The organism is Paenibacillus sp. PAMC21692 (genome assembly GCF_014303795.1).
Lineage (GTDB): Bacteria > Bacillota > Bacilli > Paenibacillales > Paenibacillaceae > Pristimantibacillus > Pristimantibacillus agaridevorans.
The window spans coordinates 6,284,972-6,304,482 of record NZ_CP060293.1 but is presented as its reverse complement, the minus strand read 5'-3'; the positions used below and the strand labels follow the sequence as shown (position 1 = coordinate 6,304,482).

Sequence of the window (19,511 nt, the reverse complement as noted above, 5' to 3'; positions counted from 1 at the left end):
CACATAGATTACTTCCTATCAAAATGGTTGCGTAGCCGGCAACTCGAAAAGCTAGAGCAAGGCATTTATCATCAATTGATGAGGATGCATGTTCAGTTGGATCAGCTCACTGACACACTGTTGAGGACTCACTTTCAGTGGAAGTATCGTAAACCCTATATCTTTCGAGCTAACGCCTTGAATGCATTTCTAGCTTTTACTTCCTATCATTTGGTGAGCAGTCATTATGATGTGTCTGAGGCGGTCCTTGACTCTGTTGCTGATATCTTGGTCATATACAAGGTGATCAGCCGCGAATACAACTCTTTGAGCTCTTTGATAAAGAACTTCGTTTTATTGGTGTTATGTGCACCTCTCTTCTATCATGCATTTCAATACTGTAGCGTTAGAATATTCAAAATGGAGAGATTAATGACTCCTCACATTCGATCTTTATCACTGTTAAAGAGAGAGATTGAACAAAATATTACAAGTTTAAGAACTGGAAAAAGAGATCTTTTACTTCAGAAGTTGAAAGAAATCACAGCTGGGATCGGCTACGACATCAGAGAGGACGGTTTGGTCGCTCAAGAAAGGATATTTTTTTATAACGATTATGATACCAGTATACGTACTCCTTCTTTATCTAAAATACAGGATATAATTCATGAATTGGAAACGATCACTCTACCACCAAATACTAATCAGACTTATCTGTGCAGGCTGGAGCAAGATATTTTTAATCTTATACAGCAAAACCTCTCCGAGAGGATTTTTGGCTTAAGCTACTACGAACAATTTTTATATACCTCTATCAAGAATAATGATCGTTTCAAAGCATGCATCGATTATTTTACTAAAAACAGAAATCAGATTTACAAGTACAAGTTCACCACAGCGAAAATAGTAAGAAAAGAAGCTTTGGAGCGACTTGACTACTATGAAGGTATTGCCTTCGAAAAAGTAACGAAATACAAAGCAGACATGGATAATTATTATTTCTGCTTACTAGAGAACCAGTGCAGGTTAAACAGCTTCATTATTCGGTTACAAAGAAAATTGTATACAACTCATTTTACTGGACACATCGTCGTCATAATGAAGAATGCTCTTCGCGAATATTGGCGCATTCTATCTAGGCTGGTTGCTTGATGCTGCAATCCAACCCCTATGAAGATCTTTACACGTAGTGTCCGAATTCTTATGGATTGCCTAGGGGGAGATGAACCCCCAGATAGAGGTTCGCCCGCGCGCAGGGAGTGGTAAGGGATGCTTCAAAGGATACGCTTCAAACGGTCAAGACGGTGCCCCGGTATGTCTCTTCTTTCCATTCAACATAAGAACCCATCTCAGGCTCTAGGCCTTGGGATGGGTTTCTCGCAGAAATGAATACAATGTCATCCACTTACCAACGAATTGTCGTTGCTATTCAGAGGTACGTGCTTGTTCCCTTACCTTGATTAGGGCGAATACGTCATCCATGTCGAGGTAAAACATAACGCTTTCGCTCGTTACCGGCTGGAAGTGGAATTCTAGCTTATCCTTCCCGAACTGCCTCTCTAGCTCCGACCACTGCTCCGTTGACAATAAAAGAAAGGCTAAAGTGTCGTTTCCTAGAGACTCCATAAACCATCGAATCTGATATCGGGGAGCGATCATGTCCTGCATGGCCCGAATGGCGCTGTCCCGATCAGTCCGATCATCGGCGAATGGGGAATCGTCAGCTTGCGATCACCTAAACTTATCAGTTTTCAGGCATTTTCCAACCTAATTCTTCATCCCACACGGCATCGATATCATCCAGGTGAACATGCCATTCACCACCGTCTACTTTTCTACGTATCTCGGTCAAACATTTCAACCAATGAAATAAATCGTTCAGCAAATCTTCAATCTGATCCGTCATGGACAGCTTCGTAGCGCCAGCGAAAATCTCCGTCGGTCTGGACGAATCGAATTTGTACACCGTGAAAGACTCCGCCCGGTCTTTCCCTTCAAAATCCTGATCATAACGTTGGACAATGGCTGTGATTGCTTGTTGTTCGCTCTCCGTTAGGACGTATTCCCTCGTGCATGTGTAATAAATAGAAACACTGATAAGTCATTCCTCCCAAACAAATAGTTAATGGCTGCGATCCAACTGCTGTTTATTACCCTCCAAAAGTCGAAAGCAAACTAGGCCAAACTTGCATTCTTGCTCCGCATGAAGGACAATTCATTTCCCCTGCCAAATACGGCAATTGGTTTAAAAAAGAGGAATCGCCCAGCTGATCGGCTCGCTCCGCCAGTATTTGATGTTCCGCTTCAACGAATGCATCAACGGGAGTAACTTCATGTGCCGCCTGAAGGGGTTCGAATACCGGATCTTCCGCGAATGCTTGTATGCGACCTCCTTCTCCGCTCGGCCACAAGTAAGCCTCTTGATCGCATGCTCCGCAAACGGACACATATTCGTCCCCAGCCGTAAAATTCAGAAACATGTTTGCCACGCTCTTGGATTCCCGATAAGCCGCGTCGGCAATGAGAACATATCTTTTTTCGGTATCGCTGCTTATTTCTTGTTTGGCGTAGGCCAACACCTCTGGAACCAGCGAAGCAAGCTCCGCTATCGCTTTTAAGTAAGATTTGTACATCTCCGCGCAAACCTCGTTTCCCGCTTCAGCAGCGAGTTCGTTCCAATCCGAGGGATACGGCTCTGATCTTGTTTTGTCATGACACGACTCGATAATCCCGCAAGTGACGTAGATTTCATGGCGCACTTCCATGTTTTTTGATGCAAGAGCAAGTTTGGCCAGATAAGGTACTGCCGCGTAAGTGACGGTATAGATCGTATTTTGGTGATACAAGTGCTCCTGGAATAGCTCGTCGAAAACTTCTTTATCGAAATCAAGCATCAGACGCTCCAACAGTTCAGGTACCTGTTCGCCCGACTCGTAAGGACCGGTTAGCTTGCCCCACAGTTCGCTGTTTAATTGTAACAAGAGGAATCACTCCCATTCCTTATTCAAGTGGATACTTTTTCTATATTATCCTATAAGATCGGCGGGTCATCAACTCGAATAGATTGACTTTTGTAGTCATTGGCATTATTATGAATACAAATGTTAGTTATCACTAACTAACAAAATGGCGTCCGCAAACTAAGCAGAGGGAGGTGCATACTTGGTGAACACGCTGACCATGGACAATAAAAGTAAATTGATGTTGGCGGCCATCGATTTAATGGCGGGAAAAGGATACAAAGGTGTATCGACTAAAGAAATCGCTGCAGCGGCAGGTGTCAGCGAAATGACCTTGTTCCGCAATTTCGGGAGCAAGCTGAATCTGCTTGAGCAAGCAGTTGATCGTTATCATTACTCGGTTGAAATGGAAAAGCTCTTTAAAGAAAATATGAAGTGGGATTTGAGAGAAGACTTGCTTACGATTTGCCGTATGTACCATGAAATCATGCATCGTAACCGTAAATTGTTTATCATCGTCTTGGGTGACAACGAACTGGCAGGCATCCGAGAGAAGGCAGAGAGGCATCCGCGCAAATTGCTGGAGTTATTAACGGATTATTTTAATGAGATGCAGAGTAAGAACAAAATGATAGCTACGGATTCGGAAACCCAGGCGATCACGTTTATGTGGCTGAATTACGGTGCTTTCATGTCGCAGCTGTTCGGTCCGTCTATGACTAAAGTTACTCTGCAAAGTTTTATGAATTCGAGTATCGAGCTATTTGTGAGGGCTTTAACCCCATAATTTTTTTGATCATAGAGTTAGTTAGTACTAACAATCTTAATGGGCGAGGTGTTAGGGATTGAATAAAACCGGAAACGTCAGATTGGTTGGGCAAACCGCATCTGCTGGCTTTCAAATCGGGATTCGGAGGACGTTGCCGATTTCGCCGGAACAGGCATGGGCATTTCTTACCTCCTCTGAAGGTTTGAAATTATGGATTGGGACCGTTTCGTTCCGTAAATTGAAGGAGGGGGAGACCTTCATATCCGAAGAGGGAATTACAGGGCAATTCAGAGTGGTTAAACCGCCTAGACAAATTCGCTTAAAGTGGGGAAAGACGGGATGGGACAAACCATCCACGCTGCAAATCCGCTTGTTATCCGATAAGCCTGACAGAACAACGATCAGCTTTCATCAAGAGAATCTGGATCATCCGGGTACGCGGGAACAAATGAAGCTTCATTGGGAAGACGTGCTAAATGCGGTCAGGGAAAAAACAAGTTATTCACTTAAACATAATGAGGAGATGAATACCTATGAATAAGTTCAGCCATATTGATCTTCGTGTAAATAATATGGAAAACGTTCTGCCTTTTTATGAAAAGCTTCTGCCTGAATTGGGATTTACCCGAACCTATCACAGCGCGAATTGGAAAGTGTTTGCCGCTGACGGAGAACTTCCGAGCGTTCCTTATTTCGCTATTACCGAGGAAGCGGACCATAAACCGAACGGGAATTTGATAGGCTTCTGGGCGAAAGACCGGGCAGAAGTGGATCGTATCGCTAAGTTGGTTAAAGAATTGGGGGGAAACATAAGCGACGGTCCTCGGCTATTCCCGATTAGCCCGACCTATTACGCCGTATACTTTGCAGATCCATGCGGAAATAAATATGAAATGGTTCATCGCTTAAATTAGATCTAATCCAGGAAAGCCACTTCTACTGAAATGGCTTTTTTCTTTTTCACTACACCGTAGAAGGCCGAATGTCCACATTAGTATATGGATTGTAAACACAAGTATATCGATGAAAAGAATGCCCCTACTTATAATAAAATTGCTGCAGCAGTTGAGCATGGAGGGTCATGCGGTAAGCTGGAGTAAAATTCGAGCTCATAAACAACGGGGGGGATCTTAGTGCGTTTACGGTATAGGAATATTTTTTTAGCGTTATTTGTTATCGCTTTCATCTTGGTTGCCGTTTCATCGGAGAAGTCCGAAGCCGCAACAGGGAACTTGGCTTTAGGAAAGACGGCTTTTTCATCGTCGAACGAAGTAGACTTTTTCGGGCCCGAGAAAGCGGTCGACGGCGGCAAGGAGCATGCAAGCCGCTGGTCATCGGAAAGAACGGATAACCAGTGGTTCTACGTTGATCTGGGCGAGCCCGTAGAAATCGGAAGAGTCATCATCAACTGGCAGACTCCGGCGGACCAATATCAAGTTCTTGTGTCTGACGACTCGGTAACCTGGAGGAACGTCTTCGCGGACAACCGCGTGCTCGTCGCCCGCGGGCCAGTTGAAGATACGATCGATTTCGAGCCGACAGTGGCGCGATACGTCAAGTTCCAAGGAGTAACGCGACGTCCAATTGAGGGTATCTATTACGGATACTCCTTCTGGGAATTCGAGGTATACAAAGGCAAACCGCTGTTGCCGCCTATGATGGACGCGGTCAAAAACAGCATCGTCGTCTCCGAGGGAGACACTCGGCTGAATCTGCCCGCTGTACCGGATGGTTATACGCTGTCGCTGGTGAACACGGACAGCTTGCCGGTGATCGATGCGCAAGGCAATATTCATGCGCCGCTTGTGGATACCCAGGTTCAGCTGCTGCTGCAAATTCAGAGCGACAGCGATCCGACCTATCTCTTAACGGATAATGCGCTAGTCACCGTGCCCGGTCTCTACGAGCAGACGGGCGATCGGAACCCGGAGCCTCGCGTCATTCCTTCTTTGCGTGAGTGGCTGGGCGCAACCGGCGAGTTCCGCTTGACGGACAAGTCGAAAATCGTCATTCGCGCGGAGGATGAAGCGGCTCTGCGGGGGACGGTCGACATTTTGCAGCAGGACTTGCTTGAATTCACGAAGCTTCCGCTGACGGTAACGGTTGGTTCACCTCAAGAGGGAGACATCTATTTGGTGCTGGATGCCGCGCAAGCGGGATTGGGGACAGAGGGCTATGAGCTGAATATCGGCGAATATGCTTCCGTCGCCGGCTCCGATCAGACGGGCGTCATGTTCGGCACGAGAACGATCTTGCAGCTGCTAGGCCACGCTGCCGATCATAAGGCGATGCCCAAAGGGCAATCGCGCGATTATCCTAAATACCAGGATCGAGGCTTCATGCTCGATGTAGCCCGCAAGTTTTATACGATCGAGTTTTTGCGGGACTATGTCAAACTGATGTCCTACTATAAGATGAACCGGTTCCAGATTCACCTGAACGATGATGTCGGCGATGTCGGTTACTTCCGTCTGGAGAGCGAGAAATTCCCGGAAGTGACGAGCAAGGACGGCTTCTATACGAAGCAGCAATTCAGAGACCTGCAGCTGCTTGGGATGGAATACGGCGTAAACGTCGTGCCGGAAATCGATACGCCGGGCCATTCCGGCGCGTTCATCGCTTACGACCCTAGGTTGGGCAGCAACAATCAGCTGGATATCAAACGTCCGGAGACGCTCGACTTCATTAAAGAACTTTTTGACGAGTATCTCGACGGCAGCAATCCGACCTTCGTCGGCCCGGACGTGCATGTCGGCACAGATGAATATTTCGGCGACGACAAGGAGGCGTTCCGCAGATATGCAGATATGCTCCTTAACCACATTAACAGCAAAGGCAAGCATGCCCGTCTGTGGGGCAGCTTGTCCGCATACGACGGCACGACGCCGGTCAGCAACAATGCGACGATGGACATCTGGTATGAACCGTACGGAAGCGCGCAGCAGGCGGTAGAGCTAGGCTACGACATTATCAATACCAACACGAATCTGCTCTATATCGTTCCACAGCTGTACCGCAACTATCTAAGTTATGATTTCATCTACAACAAATGGGAGCCTAACGATTGGCTGGAAACGAAGCTTCCTTATGCGCACCCGCAGGTAAAAGGCGGCATGTTCGCGCTCTGGAACGACGTGTCCGTAGAGAAGGGCGTCTCCATGGCGGACTCGCATCAGCGTATCTTGCCTTCCATGCAAGTGTTGGCGGAGAAGCTGTGGAGAGGCAACCGCGTCGACCGGAACTTTGCAAGCTTCCAGGCGGATGCCGCAAAGTACGTGGACCCGCCGGGTGTTCATCAGTCGCACAAGCTTCAAGTCGACAATGAGCGCAATATCGTGCTCGATTATACTTTCGACGAAGGCTTCGCGGACCGTTCGGGCAACGGATTTGACGGCAACGCGGTGAATGCAGGCACGGAGAAGGGAATCTTCGGGCAAGCAGTAAGGCTCAAAGGCGGAGCCAGCTACGTGGAAACGCCGATTCGCACGCTCGGTTTCGGATGGACGATGTCCATGTGGCTCAAACCGGACGCCGACAATCCGCAAGGAGCCGTGCTGCTGGAATCTCCGGATGGAGGGCTGAAATACAACATCGGGGGCAGCGGCAAACTGGCCATCACGAAAGAAAACTACGTCAGCGAATTCAATTATAAGCTGCCGACCAATCGCTGGACCCACGTCATTATGATCGGCGACGACACGGGGACCTCCATCTTCATTAACGGCAGCGAGTATACGGCGACTCTCAAAGACGGTTCCAAGCTGGAAACGTTCGTATTGCCGGTAGCCAAAATCGGCAGCGAAACGAATGCTTTTAAAGGCTTGATTGACGAATTCATCGTAAGGAACACCTACGTGGACCTGCATGGAAATCTGGCTTTGCATAAGCAAGCCGAATCCTCGCAGCCGGAATCCTCGTCCTACACGGCGGACAAAGCAGTGGACGGTAGAGGAGATACCAGGTGGTCCAGCGATTGGGTGGACGATACCTGGTTCATGGTGGATCTGGGCGAAGTGAAGAACATTGATGCTGTATCTATTTTGTGGCAAACGGCTTACGGCTCGAAGTACCGAATTCTCGTGTCCGAGGACAAGGAGAACTGGACGAACGTCGTGAAAGACAACAACGGCGAGATTAACGGCAAGCCGGGACGCGTCGTGACGACCTTCCAAAGCACGCCGGCCAGATACGTGAAGTTCGAAGGCGTGTCCAGAGCTACCATGTTCGGCTATTCCTTTGAGGAACTTGAAGTGTACGGCGAGGAATATAAGCTCGGCAATCTACGGCCGATTATCGACCTGTTGACGGCGATCGAGGCCGACAAGCTCGTGGAGGACAATTACTCTCCCGAAGGCTGGGCACAGCTTCAACAGGCGATGGTACAAGCGACAGCGGCGATTCAAACCGCCCAGCTGACTCGTCCCGAGGCTGAGCAGGCGTATGCCGGGCTGAGCGTTGCGCGCGATCGTCTAACGATCGAAGACGTAATGGGTTTTATCGAGCTTAACGTGAGTGAAAGCATTGCCGCGAATCTCTATCTTCCGCAGAAAGGACAGCTCGGCACGCGTATCGTCTGGAGCAGCTCGAAGCCCGACTATCTGAATGCCAACGGACAGTTGTTGCAACGTCCGTCAAGCAGCGACATGGAGGTCGTGCTGACCGCGACGATCAGCAAGGGAGCTGCATCCGCGGAGAAAACGTTCAAGATCAAAATCAAAGCGTTGCCTAGCTCCGGCGGCGGAGGATGGATTCCGACTCCAATAACTCCTGATCCGGAAGAAGGCCAAAACGGCGGTTCGAATCCGGGAGGCGAAGATCCGGGCAATGGCAATGAGAACGGCAACGGCAATGGCGGGGAGTCCGGCGGATCGACAACGGTTCGACTGAACGATATTGCGAGCCATTGGGCAGAAGCTTCCATCAAACGGGCGGTCGAGCTTGGATTCGTAGCGGGCTATACCGACGAGACGTTCAAGCCGAATAAGACGGTCAGCAGGGACGAATTCGTTGTCATGTTGGTCAAAGCGTTGAAGCTGCAAGGTGTGAACAGCTCGCTGGACTTCGCGGACGCAGGCTCGATTGGGGCCTGGGCGAATCCTTATATTGCGCAAGCCTTAGAATCCGGTCTGGTCAGCGGCTATGCGGATGGGACATTCCGACCGAAGGCTTCGATTAGCCGAGCAGAGCTGGCAGTGATGATCGTTCGCGGGTTGGGCCTGGAGATTGCGGAAGGGCATGAGCTCTCTTACGCGGACGCGGATCTAATCCCGGCTTGGGCAAAGCCGTACGTGGCAGCAGCCCAGGAGGCGGGAGTCATGAACGGTCGCGGGGACAACCGATTTGCCCCGACAGCCTCGGCGACGCGTGCTGAAGCTGTGGTCGTCATTCTGAACATGCTCGATGCGCTTGCAGAATTGCAGGCGCAGGAGCAGAACTAATTATGCATAGAAAGAGAGCGTGAGCTTAGGTGAAAACTAGACGAAGTTTGACTGCTTTGCTGCTTGTCCCGGTCATGTTGTTCTCGTTGATATCCTCCGTGTATGCGGAGGAGGCGGGCGGAGAAAACGCCGACTTCTACAATGTGGCTCAAGGGAAAACGTACACTTGGTCAGAACAGCCGGAGGACGCTTTCCCGGATGACGGGACGAAGCTGACGGACGGCAATGCTGCCGATCTATCGCGTAACAGCGGCAACTGGGTGGGCCACCGCAACATGAAATCCCGTTCGGTTGTGTTTGATCTAGGCGAGCAAAAGACGATCAAGGACGTGAGCGCGCGTTTCCTGCACGACTGGCCGAACAATGAAACGCTGGTACCGCTCACCGTTTCATTCTATGTGTCAGACGATGAGGTGAACTGGGGCGTATTGTCCCATAATGCGACTAAATTGTTATGGGGCGATCAGACCAACATCGAGACGTTTTCGTGGGACGGCAGTGCAGAGACCGGAGTCGTCAAACGTGGCGATTATACCGAAGGACTCGTGTACGCTCGTTATGTGAAAGTGGTGTTCTCCATGCATCCGAGGGCATGGAGCATGATCGACGAGGTGACGATTACCGGCGCGGACGGCTTGATCGCCGGAGCGCAACCAGTGCAGCCGGAGCCTTACGGCCTCCAGCAGCCTGGGGATGCTACTGGCGGGATCGAAAACCTGGGCTTGCTATATAACGGGCATTATGCGGACGGCACAGGAACTTGGACGAAGGAACGTGTTATCCCCAATATCAGCTATGTGAACAAGCAAGGGGAGCCTGTTGATTGGTTGTTCGACGGCGTGCTGTATCTGGGTTTGACGTCGGAGAACGGCAGAGGCTTCGGAGCGACGGATGCGTCCGGCAAAGCCAGGAAAGAGGAATGGGAATGGTATTTGAATAAAACGTTTAACGAAGGCGGCGATATGAGCGCGTTGAACGAGGCGACGGTCGAGGTAGGCGCGAAGCTTGGAGAGCCTGACCGTAAAACGAAGGTTGTTATGATGATTCCCGATCCGGGCGAATATCAGTCCGATTTCGGCAGCATTAACGGTGAAAATCTGAACTTCGATCTAAGTGTGGTCGGCAATGCCTCATCGCTGAACAACCGGGCCAAAGCGATTCAATGGTGGATGGATGAAGTAAACGCCAGATGGGCGGCTGCGGGCTACTCGAACCTGGAGCTTGTCGGCATGTATTGGCTGGAGGAACAAATCAGCACGCATTCGACCGGCCCTGAGATGGTCAAGAGGGCGAGCGATATCGTTCATAACGCTGACCTGAAGATGTTCTGGATTCCGCACTTTATGGCCTATAAGGCATTCATGTGGAAGGATGTCGGCATTGATGCCATATCCCTGCAGCCGAACTATTTCTTCGAGAAACTGGACCCTTCGCGTCTGGAGGATACAGCGGATATGGCGAAACGGTACGGCATGTCGCTGGAGGTGGAGTTCGATGATCGGATGATCAATGACGCCGTCTTCCGCGAGCGGTTCATCGATTACTTGAACAGCGGCGTGGATACAGGGCTGATGCAGCAAGGGTATAAAGCATACTATCAAGGCAACAACGCCGTTTACACCGCGGCGAAAAGCGAGGACCCTGCTACCCGCGTCCTCTACGATTGGCTGTACCAATTCGTGAAGGGCACTTATCAGAAGCAAGACGCTGCTCCGCCTGATGTTGTAGCGCTCATGAACGGGGAGCCGATCTCGGAGCATACGATTGTGCCTGATACGACACAGGCCGCTTTCACCTGGACTATTCCGGGAGATGATGACAGCGGGATCGTCAAAGTAACGGCCAAGTATGACGGCAAACCTTATACGCAAGGAACTATAGTAGATCTGGCGGGCAAGCCGGGCAAGCATGTACTGGAGCTGACGGTGGCGGCTGGCAAATCCAAGACGGTTAAATTCGTAATAGAAGCACGTTTGGGCGCTGAAGGTCTATTGGCTCTTGTTGATAAGTACGCGGACAACAAGCAGCTTAGCAATGCCGATACGGTACGCGCTATGCGCAACGCCTTGATCATGATGGAGCGTACGCAAGAGAGCGACCCTGAGCAAGCCAAGAACTATTTGCTGGCATTCAATGCGAAGCTGGAAGAGGCTAAAGGTCTTGAGTTTGTAACGGAAGGCGCTTATACGGCGCTGAAGGAAGGCGTGTATTACGAGGTTGGCAGCATCGCGCAGGACAAAGAAGCAGAGGCGTCCTCGACGGAAGCTGCAGGTCTTGAGCCTTCTAAGGCGCTGGATGGCGCACCGGGCACGCGTTGGGCGAGCGAAGTGCGCGACACGGCTTGGTTCCAGGTCGATCTGGACAGCCAGCAAACCTTCGATACGATCCGCATCGATTGGGAATATGCGCGCGCGGACCAATACCGTCTGAGCGTCTCGGATGATAAGCAGACGTGGAAGCCTTTGAACTTTGGCAACAATGGCGTGGTTAAAGCGTCCGACGGCAAGAACACGCTGGTATTCCCGGCAACGACTGCAAGATATATCAAGTTTGAAGGACTGACTCGTGCAACATTCTACGGTTATTCCTTCTATGAATTCGGCGTGTACGATCTTGCCCAGCAGCAAGAGCTGAAGACATTGGACGGCATACAAGCAGCCGTGGACGCCTCCACGAAGAAAGTCACGATTGACGGTCTGGTCATGAACGGCAAGAAAGAACATTTGTATGTCAAAGTGCTTGACCCGAAAGGCAACATTCAATATACCGGTCAGACGGGTTCTGAGGATGACGGAAGCTTCCGCATCGTCTTTACGTTGACCGGAGAAGAGGAAGGACTGTATACGGTCGAGCTTGAAACGGATGACATGACGACTCCAGAGCAGGCAACCTTCGAATATCGCAAGCCGCCTTCCACTGGCGGAGGCAATGGAGGCAGCATTGGAGGCGGTCCGGCGCAAGATCCCTATACGTTGCAAACGGACGGTTCAGTCAAAGCCGTGCTTGTCCCGACATTGAAAGGCAATCAGGCCGCGGCTTCGGTCGGAGCAGCGGATCTGAATGCCGCGATTCTCAAGGCAACAGCCGACAGCAACGGCAACAAGCATATTCGTCTTGTATTGAAGCCGTCGAACGCGGCTGGCAGCTATGCTGTGGAGCTTCAGGCGGCTAATCTGACGAACCAGCCTAATCTGATTCTGCATATCTCCACGCCGTATGCCCAGCTTGCTTTGACTGGCGACATGCTGGCTGGAGTCAAGGAGAATGCCGGAAAGCTGCTCGTTATCGTAAGCGACCATGCAGGCGAGTATCGCGGCAACGAAGCGGCTGGCCGGATCGGCAACAGGCCCGTCGTGGAAATTGCGTTGCAACTGGACGGTGAAGCTCTGTCTTGGAACAATGCGAAGGCACCGATCTCGATTGCGATTCCGTATTCGCCGCAAGCGGGCGAGCAAGCTGCTGATCTGCAAGCTTTCGAGCTGACAGGCGACAGCGCGGCGGCAATTGAAGGCGCGTCTTATGACAAAGACAAGGGCGTACTGCGATTCTCCATCGACCAAGTTGGCGTCTACGCCGTCGGCGGCAAGAAACCGGCTGCGTTCTCTGACCTAGGCAAGCATGAATGGGCGCGCGAGGCGATCGAGAAGCTGGCCGAAAGAGGCATCGTCAAAGGCACCTCGATCGAAAATGGCACTTTCAGCCCCGCAAATCAAGTAACGCGAGCTGATTTTATCCTGATGCTGGTGAACATGCTTGACCTGCGCGCCGAGATTACCTCGACGTTCGCCGATGTGAAGCCGAATGATTATTACTACGATGCGGTGTCCATCGCCAAGCAATTGGGAATCGTTTCGGGAGTAAACGAAGTTAACTTTGCTCCTCGCGACTCAATCAGCCGCCAGGACGCTATGGTTATGCTGACCCGAGCGCTGCAAACGACGGGGGCAATCAAGCCGTCCGCATCCGGTTCAACGCTTGAGGGCTTCCGTGATGCGAGCCAGATCGCGCCATATGCTGCGGACAGCGTGGCAACGATGTTCGAGCATGGGCTGGTTACGGGCTCGGGCGGCTATATGAAGCCGAAGAGTACGACCAGCAGAGCGGAAGCGGCGACGTTCTTGTATCGCGTTCTTCAATTAATCGAGGGGCAGCAGCAGGGGTAGACGCGGGAACACAATTGATTAAAGCACATTCCGATTAGCGTGGCAACGCGCCCGGGATGTGCTTTTTCGACGATACATAATAAAACTTGCTTGTCTCCCCATTTATTTTTTTATCTCCCTATTTTTCAAAATATATGGTGCGCCAATTAATCCTGTTTCTTGAATCTGCAGATTCATTGAAATGGAAACTTCCGCTTCTGCAAATTTCTCTGGCCATTCCTTCTTTAACATTTTCCACTGATATGGATGTTGTCGGTGAAAAGCTTCGCCAAAACCGAAAATGTCCGTGCCGAGAGGTTGCACTTTCTGTATGATCTGATGGACATATGTACCGACTTGAGTATGTAATTCGTTCTGGACCAGAGCTATGTTTTTAGAAACAGCCAAGTCTAAGCGAGTGTTGTTTTCCCGGATTTTCCCCTTTCCGCTAAGCGTAACGAGAAAATGTACTTTCGTGCCGCGCTGGGATGCCACGATTTTGCTTTTCAAATGGTTTGCCTCCACAACGACGTTTCCCTTCTCCCCGGGAATATCCACCGTGACGATTATTGATTTCAATAACCCTTTGACCCATTGCTGGTAGTAGCCCTTATTCATCGGCAAATATCCGGCGAGCCGGGAGTCTTTGTTAAAGATAGCGAAACCCCATAGCTTCATCTTTGGATCTGTTCGTTCAGAGCTTTTCTCGGAAGAACTGTCAGTCATCTCGATCACAGGCAAGAAAGGGCTGCTCTCCTCGCTCTCGGCAGCCATATAAAAGTTTCGCAACGTACGATTGGCCTTTAATCCAGCTGTCTCGTGCATATTGACAATAGCATGCGCGGATAGACTCTCTAGCGGATACGTCAATTCGAGAAAATCCTGTACCGAGCCTCCCTTTAAGACTAATATGTCTCTTCGCAGTCGAACAGTGGGATCCCGGCCTAATTCATCCAAAATGTTTGCAAGGCCATGTTTCGCTAATGTTTCCCCAATCAAGACTACCCCGCTATGCCCTTCAAACCACGGCCTTGATAGTTTTAACCGCATATTCTTGGAGGCATCGTACATATTTTTCCCATTTCCCGATATGGTGAAAAAAGCCTTGTCCTGGCTTTTCTCTTCACCTACGCCTAGTTTCGAAGGAATTGCAAACTGCGCAGTCCCCGTATACATGTCATCTTCGATCAAGTCAAATCCCCAGGCGGTGATAATGGCTTGGTCGTCGAGTTCTTTGCGATCCCAGCAACCTGTCGTCGACAGCATGAGCAAGAGTAATAGGATAGGGATCATAAAGTGTATTGGTTTCATTGCGGCCTCACCTTCTTGTTGGATCTCTTTGGCGGATCAACCCGACTATCCATAATAATAGGAGAAAAACGCATGCGTAGATGAGCAGGGCACGGGGTATCAAAGATTGTTGGAAACCGACCACGACCTCTGCAATGTTCTTTGGCAACAGCGAGTAAAGAAATATAATTGGAACAATAATCCAAATTAACTTTCTCCAATCTTTCATATTGAGCCATTGTGCGGTTCCGTAAATGGTGACAAACAGGTATAAAGACAATTTGATAAAAACAGAAAACATCCAGATAATTACGACAAAGATGTCGACATTTTCAATAAATCCCAAGACGGAAATAAATCGCGTCATACTTAAAAAAGGAAACCACATTCGCGAGGGGATCGTCGGCCCAAATGTCATAATGATCATCGCGGTTGCTATAATAGTCAAAATAGAGGAAACAACCATTCCCCACATGGACCGTGTCAATACTTGACGGAAATCTGCTAGGAAACAGAACACCATGACAAACAAGATGATATCGCCATAAAAAGCAACGAGTGGGGTTGCCCCTTTCAAAATGGATTTCCAACCGGAATCGGCATAGACGGGTGTTAATTGCTGCCAATCCAACTGATTCAAGCTAAGAACGAAAGTGCCCAAAAGCATAAGCACGATAAATGGGCCCATCAATTCACTGCAACGCGCGATTCCTTCAAGGCCTCCCGTATAAAGAACATAAATCGCCAAAATTAACATGACGATCGATAACACGGTTAAGGGAGTTTCGTTAAACAGCGCAACATATATAAATTCGGTGGAATTGCGTAAAATAATCCCGCTTACCGAATACCACATCATAAAGTAAGGAACGACGAGTATTTTTCCTAACCATTTCCCTAATATTGTCTGGCTATATTGTATAAATGTTTGCTCGGGGTAAAGAAGGCTTACCTTTACAGCGAGGATCATCATGCAAAGCCCGATTATTCCAGCCAATGCGATGGAAATCCAAGCATCTTGCTTAGCCTCGGCAATGGCTGGAGACAGAGTAAACAAAATACCAAGGCCGGTTATCATATTTACGATCAGCCAGAAAAGCTGGAGTCCGGATATTTTCATTCGTAAGCGCTCCTATCTATGGCTAATCGGATACGATTTTCAATGCCTACTCGCGTCTCCCTCGTTTTTCATCGGGCTTTTGCCCTTTTGGAATGCGCTTTGAATTCCTTCCTGCAAGGTATGTCGGACGAGCATTCATAGCCCATCGCGGTGAACGGATCAGGACATCCTTTAAATTCCCGGGAATTTGAGGAGATACCGGGGCTAGAAATGGCACTCCAAACGAACGAAGATTGACCAGATGAATAAGGAGCGCGATTATTCCGAAGCCAATCCCGTAAAAACCTAACGTGCCCGCCAAGATTAATAGCGGGAACCGCAGAATTCGAAAAGCTAGCCCCAAATTGTATCGGGGAATAGTAAACGAAGCTATACCTGTAAACGCAACGACAATGACCATGGGCGCCGAAACGATGCCGGCACGCACCGCGGATTCCCCAATCACCAATGCCCCGACCATACTTACCGTCGAACCGACCGGTTTGGGCAAACGGATGCCGGCTTCCCTAAGCGCCTCGAACATGACTTCCATCAATAACGCTTCCACAACGGCCGGGAAAGGAACGCCTTCTCGAGCGGCAGCGATACTAAGTAGTAAATCAGCTGGAATTAACTGCGGATGGAACGTGGTGGCTGCAACATATAGTGACGGGAGTAGGAACGAAATACCCAGCAACATGAACCGCAGCCATCGAATCGCTGTTGTATAGATGAAATGCTCATAGTAATCTTCCGCAGCTTGGATGACGGACCAAAACGTTAGAGGGACAATAAGCACAAACGGTGTGCCGTTCACTATAATAGCGATTTTGCCTTCCAACAGACTAGAGAGCACTACGTCCGGTCGTTCTGAATTTTGTACCAGCGGGAACGGAGAAAAGGGGTTGTCTTCGATAAATTCTTCAATAAATCCCGAATCCAATACAGCATCTATCTGAATGCGGCCAACTCTCTTTCGAACTTCCTCCAAGATCGAATCTTGAGCGATGCCTTCAATATATACAATGGCCACATCCGTCTGAGACAATGTACCAATCGTTAAAGATTCAATTTTCAATCTGGCACTCCGCAATCTTCGCCTTAATAAGCTCGTATTCGTTTGCAACGATTCGGTAAACCCTTCTCGGGGACCGCGTATGACGGATTCGACAACCGGTTCTGTAATTTGTCGTGTTTCATAATCATGGAGGTCGGCGAGTAAAGCTTGATTCTCTCCCTCCGCAAAAATCGCGACTTGACCCTTTAAAACATCCTGCACCGTTTCAAATACACTGCTTGCCAGTTTTGTTTGCCGGGTAGCGATAGCTTGATCGCGGATAAGTTTATCCAAAGACTCCAGGTTACTTGATCTTTCCGGCATTTCTTTGAGGATTAGGGGCATAAGCAAGGTTTGTTCTAAGCTTTTCGTATCCACGATTCCATCTATATAGATCAGTAACGCTATCTTTTTTTCATGAATTTGAATAGGGCGATATACAACATCGGAACAGTTTCGAAACAGTTCTTTCATAACTTGTTCATTTTGATTTAAATCCGCAACAAATTGTTGGCTTGGATTGCCTTGATTCTCTTGCAGCAAAACTTCCCGCCGAGCCTGTTTTTTTAGAGACGATTTCGAGAATCGTTTATGGAATTGAGTCACGGATTAGCCTCCGAAGTACGGGTTTTCTACAAGTATTCATTCCCAATCCATGGGTATTTATGCAAGTGACCAAAAGGAGAAGCTTCTTTCGGGGTCCATAAGAAAAACCTAGCGGCAAAGATCGCCACTAGGTCCTACGCAACTCTAACATTTGAATGTAATCGGGGTCGTCATACATGGCTATTTTGTTATCGATGATCTTCAGATGGTTTCGAAGCTGCTCGATTTGCTTTTCGACGGCTAGACGGTGTACCGCAAGCATCTTTTTTCGTTCGTCTACTGTTTCTTTTCCCATCTGGCACCATTGGCTGTAAGTTTTGATTTCTTTGATCGGCATGCCAGTATCCTTCAGACAACAGATCATGGTGACCCAGTCGAGATCCGAGTCGGTGAACATCCGATTGCCTGATTTATTCCTTCCGACGAATGGGAGCAAACCTTCCTTATCGTAATAACGCAGCGTGTGTGCGGACAGATTAAATTTGCTGGCGACTTCGTTGATCGTATAGTTCATTTTTGCGGTCCTCCGATCGCTTGACTTAGAGTTAACTCGAAGTGATAAGCTGATTTTAGTCCTTGACGATCAGTTCGGTCAAGGGGCAATTTTACCGAAATGGGGGACTCGAAGATGGAAAATCAAACGAAAATCGCTCTCGTGACTGGCGGAAGCCGAGGGCTTGGCCGCAATACGGCATTTGCGCTAGCTCGCAAAGGTATTGGCGTCGTCATCACGTATCATTCGCAAAAAGACCAAGCAGATGAAACCGTACGCGAAATCGAGGCAATCGGAGGCCAGGCGGCCGCTTTGCAGCTCGATGCCGGTCTCGTTTCCTCGTTCGACGCTTTTGTATCGGCGCTTAGAGACGCGCTTCGGGAGAAATGGGGTAGAGATGCGTTCGATTTTTTGGTCAACAATGCGGGCTACGGGGTTAACGAGCCTTTCGCTTCTACGACGGAGGAGCAGTTTGACGGATTGATGAACGTTCATTTTAAAGGCGTTTATTTTTTGACGCAGAAGCTGCTCCCGGTAATTGTCGATAATGGCGCAATCGTCAACGTATCGACAGGGCTTGCTCGCTTTTCTTTCGAAGGTTACAGCGCCTACGCGGCGATGAAAGGCGCCGTAGAAGTGCTGACGCGGTATTGGGCGAAGGAATTGGGCAAAAGGGGCATTCGCGTCAACGCGGTTGCGCCTGGCGCGATCGCCACGGACTTCGGCGGAGGGACGGTGCGCGACAATCCGGACATAAACGCGCACATCGCATCGGCCATCGCACTGGGCAGAGTCGGCCAAGCGGACGACATCGGAGGCGTTGTCGCTTCGCTATGTACTCCGGAGATGGGCTGGGTCAACGCGCAGCGCATCGAAGCTTCCGGCGGAATGATGCTGTGACGCATTTTAAAAGTTGTATCTGTAAACAAAAACGGCAGAGATGCCGTTTTTTTGTTTTTATGCAATAATTTCATAAGGGATTGATTGTATATCATTATTTGAATACAATAACGATATGAAACTGTAAGGAGGACGTGACATGCCGACTATTCGACCAAGCTCAGACTTACGGAATAAATACAGTGAAATATCTGAGTTCTGCCATAAATATGATGAACCTGTCTACATTACAAAGAATGGACAAGGCGATCTGGCTGTGATGAGTATTGAAACGTATGAAAAACTGGTTGGAAAGTTTGAACTGTATAAATTGCTGGATGAGGGACTGGATGCTAAGCAAAATCAAAAAGTGCGGCCATTTCGTGAGGCGCTTGCAGACATCGAGAAGGGAATTCCTGATTGAGCATGAGTTATCTAGTAGTGATCACTGAAACGGCAGAAAGGGATTTGAGTGATATCGTAAACTATATTGCAAACGATTTGCTTGAGCCTGTTACTGCACGGAGAATGGTTGCCAAAATTGCGGAGAGCGTGTTTCAATTGGAAATTATTCCTTTCAGATTTGGTCTAGTTGAAGATGAACGATTGGCTGGTCAAGGTATTAGAAAAATGCTTGTGGATTCTTATATTGTGTTTTTTGTAGTTTCGGAACCGGAAGAGACCGTCACGGTAATACGAATTCTTTATGGAAGAAGGCATTGGAACAGTTTATTGTAAACATTATGGTAGTGAAACCGACTCACTCGGGAGCACGCCATGTAGCGTTCAAGCTTTAGCA

At 49.1% G+C, this 19,511-nt stretch carries 15 protein-coding genes; 9 read left to right on the top strand and 6 right to left on the bottom strand.

The features are described from left to right. Nucleotides 1-96 precede the first annotated feature (96 nt). Entirely contained in the window at nt 97-1,131 is a 1,035-nt protein-coding gene (locus H7F31_RS25670) for a hypothetical protein (protein ID WP_187101114.1), read from the top strand. A 592-nt stretch (nt 1,132-1,723) separates the two neighbouring features. Here H7F31_RS25670 and H7F31_RS34335 read toward each other — a convergent pair. Both H7F31_RS34335 and H7F31_RS25660 read right to left on the bottom strand, forming a co-directional pair. Further along, complete coding sequence (locus H7F31_RS34335) at nt 1,724-1,945, bottom strand: hypothetical protein (RefSeq protein WP_261800133.1); 222 nt, start codon at nt 1,943-1,945, stop codon at nt 1,724-1,726. A 184-nt stretch (nt 1,946-2,129) separates the two neighbouring features. Then, complete coding sequence (locus tag H7F31_RS25660) at nt 2,130-2,960, bottom strand: hypothetical protein (protein ID WP_187101113.1); 831 nt, start codon at nt 2,958-2,960, stop codon at nt 2,130-2,132. A 199-nt stretch (nt 2,961-3,159) separates the two neighbouring features. Here H7F31_RS25660 and H7F31_RS25655 point away from each other — a divergent pair, with 199 nt between their 5' ends. The 5 genes from H7F31_RS25655 (at nt 3,160) to H7F31_RS25635 (ending at nt 13,309) form a co-directional block, all read left to right on the top strand. Continuing rightward, on the top strand, nt 3,160-3,726 hold the full coding sequence (locus H7F31_RS25655) for a TetR/AcrR family transcriptional regulator (RefSeq protein WP_187105541.1): 567 nt from the start codon (nt 3,160-3,162) through the stop codon (nt 3,724-3,726). A 58-nt stretch (nt 3,727-3,784) separates the two neighbouring features. Continuing rightward, nucleotides 3,785-4,249: an SRPBCC family protein gene (locus H7F31_RS25650; RefSeq protein WP_261800132.1), complete on the top strand. Its 465-nt coding sequence runs from the start codon at nt 3,785-3,787 to the stop codon at nt 4,247-4,249. Continuing rightward, nucleotides 4,242-4,622, top strand: a complete 381-nt coding sequence (locus H7F31_RS25645; protein ID WP_187101112.1) for a VOC family protein — start codon at nt 4,242-4,244, stop codon at nt 4,620-4,622. Before H7F31_RS25650 ends, H7F31_RS25645 begins: the two co-directional genes overlap by 8 nt. A gap of 219 nt (nt 4,623-4,841) precedes the next feature. Then, a complete protein-coding gene (locus H7F31_RS25640; RefSeq protein ID WP_187101111.1) occupies nt 4,842-9,146 on the top strand; it encodes a discoidin domain-containing protein in 4,305 nt (1,434 codons plus the stop codon). A 29-nt stretch (nt 9,147-9,175) separates the two neighbouring features. Continuing rightward, nucleotides 9,176-13,309 carry a DUF4855 domain-containing protein gene (locus tag H7F31_RS25635; RefSeq protein ID WP_187101110.1) on the top strand — a complete coding sequence of 1,378 codons (4,134 nt, stop codon included), beginning with the start codon at nt 9,176-9,178 and terminating at the stop codon, nt 13,307-13,309. Between the two features lie 102 nt (nt 13,310-13,411). Here H7F31_RS25635 and H7F31_RS25630 read toward each other — a convergent pair whose 3' ends face one another. The 4 genes from H7F31_RS25630 to H7F31_RS25615 all read right to left on the bottom strand — a co-directional run bounded on the left by H7F31_RS25630 (nt 13,412) and on the right by H7F31_RS25615 (nt 17,854). Continuing rightward, on the bottom strand, nt 13,412-14,599 hold the full coding sequence (locus tag H7F31_RS25630) for a Ger(x)C family spore germination protein (protein WP_187101109.1): 1,188 nt from the start codon (nt 14,597-14,599) through the stop codon (nt 13,412-13,414). Between the two features lie 7 nt (nt 14,600-14,606). Beyond that, complete coding sequence (locus H7F31_RS25625) at nt 14,607-15,698, bottom strand: GerAB/ArcD/ProY family transporter (RefSeq protein ID WP_187101108.1); 1,092 nt, start codon at nt 15,696-15,698, stop codon at nt 14,607-14,609. A gap of 46 nt (nt 15,699-15,744) precedes the next feature. Beyond that, on the bottom strand, nt 15,745-17,340 hold the full coding sequence (locus H7F31_RS25620) for a spore germination protein (RefSeq protein WP_261800131.1): 1,596 nt from the start codon (nt 17,338-17,340) through the stop codon (nt 15,745-15,747). Nucleotides 17,341-17,467: 127 nt separating this feature from the next. Next, nucleotides 17,468-17,854: a MerR family transcriptional regulator gene (locus H7F31_RS25615; RefSeq protein ID WP_187101107.1), complete on the bottom strand. Its 387-nt coding sequence runs from the start codon at nt 17,852-17,854 to the stop codon at nt 17,468-17,470. A 114-nt stretch (nt 17,855-17,968) separates the two neighbouring features. Here H7F31_RS25615 and H7F31_RS25610 point away from each other — a divergent pair, with 114 nt between their 5' ends. From H7F31_RS25610 to H7F31_RS25600, 3 genes are all read left to right on the top strand, one after another. Beyond that, nucleotides 17,969-18,733, top strand: a complete 765-nt coding sequence (locus tag H7F31_RS25610; protein WP_187101106.1) for an SDR family NAD(P)-dependent oxidoreductase — start codon at nt 17,969-17,971, stop codon at nt 18,731-18,733. A gap of 139 nt (nt 18,734-18,872) precedes the next feature. Further along, the gene (locus H7F31_RS25605; protein ID WP_187101105.1) at nt 18,873-19,136 is read left to right on the top strand and encodes a type II toxin-antitoxin system Phd/YefM family antitoxin; all 264 of its coding nucleotides are present in this window, start codon (nt 18,873-18,875) and stop codon (nt 19,134-19,136) included. 2 nt (nt 19,137-19,138) lie between these two features. Beyond that, nucleotides 19,139-19,450 (top strand): type II toxin-antitoxin system RelE/ParE family toxin, encoded by a 312-nt coding sequence (locus H7F31_RS25600; RefSeq protein WP_187105538.1) that lies wholly within the window; start codon nt 19,139-19,141, stop codon nt 19,448-19,450. The last annotated feature ends 61 nt before the right edge of the window (nt 19,451-19,511 follow it).

Bases quoted from the DNA above. Each gene is read 5' to 3' on its own strand.
- H7F31_RS25605 (WP_187101105.1), top strand. From the start codon at position 18,873: ATGCCGACTATTCGACCAAGCTCAGACTTACGGAATAAATACAGTGAA.
- H7F31_RS25655 (WP_187105541.1), top strand. From the start codon at position 3,160: ATGGACAATAAAAGTAAATTGATGTTGGCGGCCATCGATTTAATGGCG.
- H7F31_RS25610 (WP_187101106.1), top strand. From the start codon at position 17,969: ATGGAAAATCAAACGAAAATCGCTCTCGTGACTGGCGGAAGCCGAGGG.
- H7F31_RS25615 (WP_187101107.1), bottom strand. From the start codon at position 17,854: ATGAACTATACGATCAACGAAGTCGCCAGCAAATTTAATCTGTCCGCA.
- H7F31_RS25600 (WP_187105538.1), top strand. From the start codon at position 19,139: ATGAGTTATCTAGTAGTGATCACTGAAACGGCAGAAAGGGATTTGAGT.
- H7F31_RS25625 (WP_187101108.1), bottom strand. From the start codon at position 15,698: ATGAAAATATCCGGACTCCAGCTTTTCTGGCTGATCGTAAATATGATA.
- H7F31_RS25645 (WP_187101112.1), top strand. From the start codon at position 4,242: ATGAATAAGTTCAGCCATATTGATCTTCGTGTAAATAATATGGAAAAC.
- H7F31_RS25630 (WP_187101109.1), bottom strand. From the start codon at position 14,599: ATGAAACCAATACACTTTATGATCCCTATCCTATTACTCTTGCTCATG.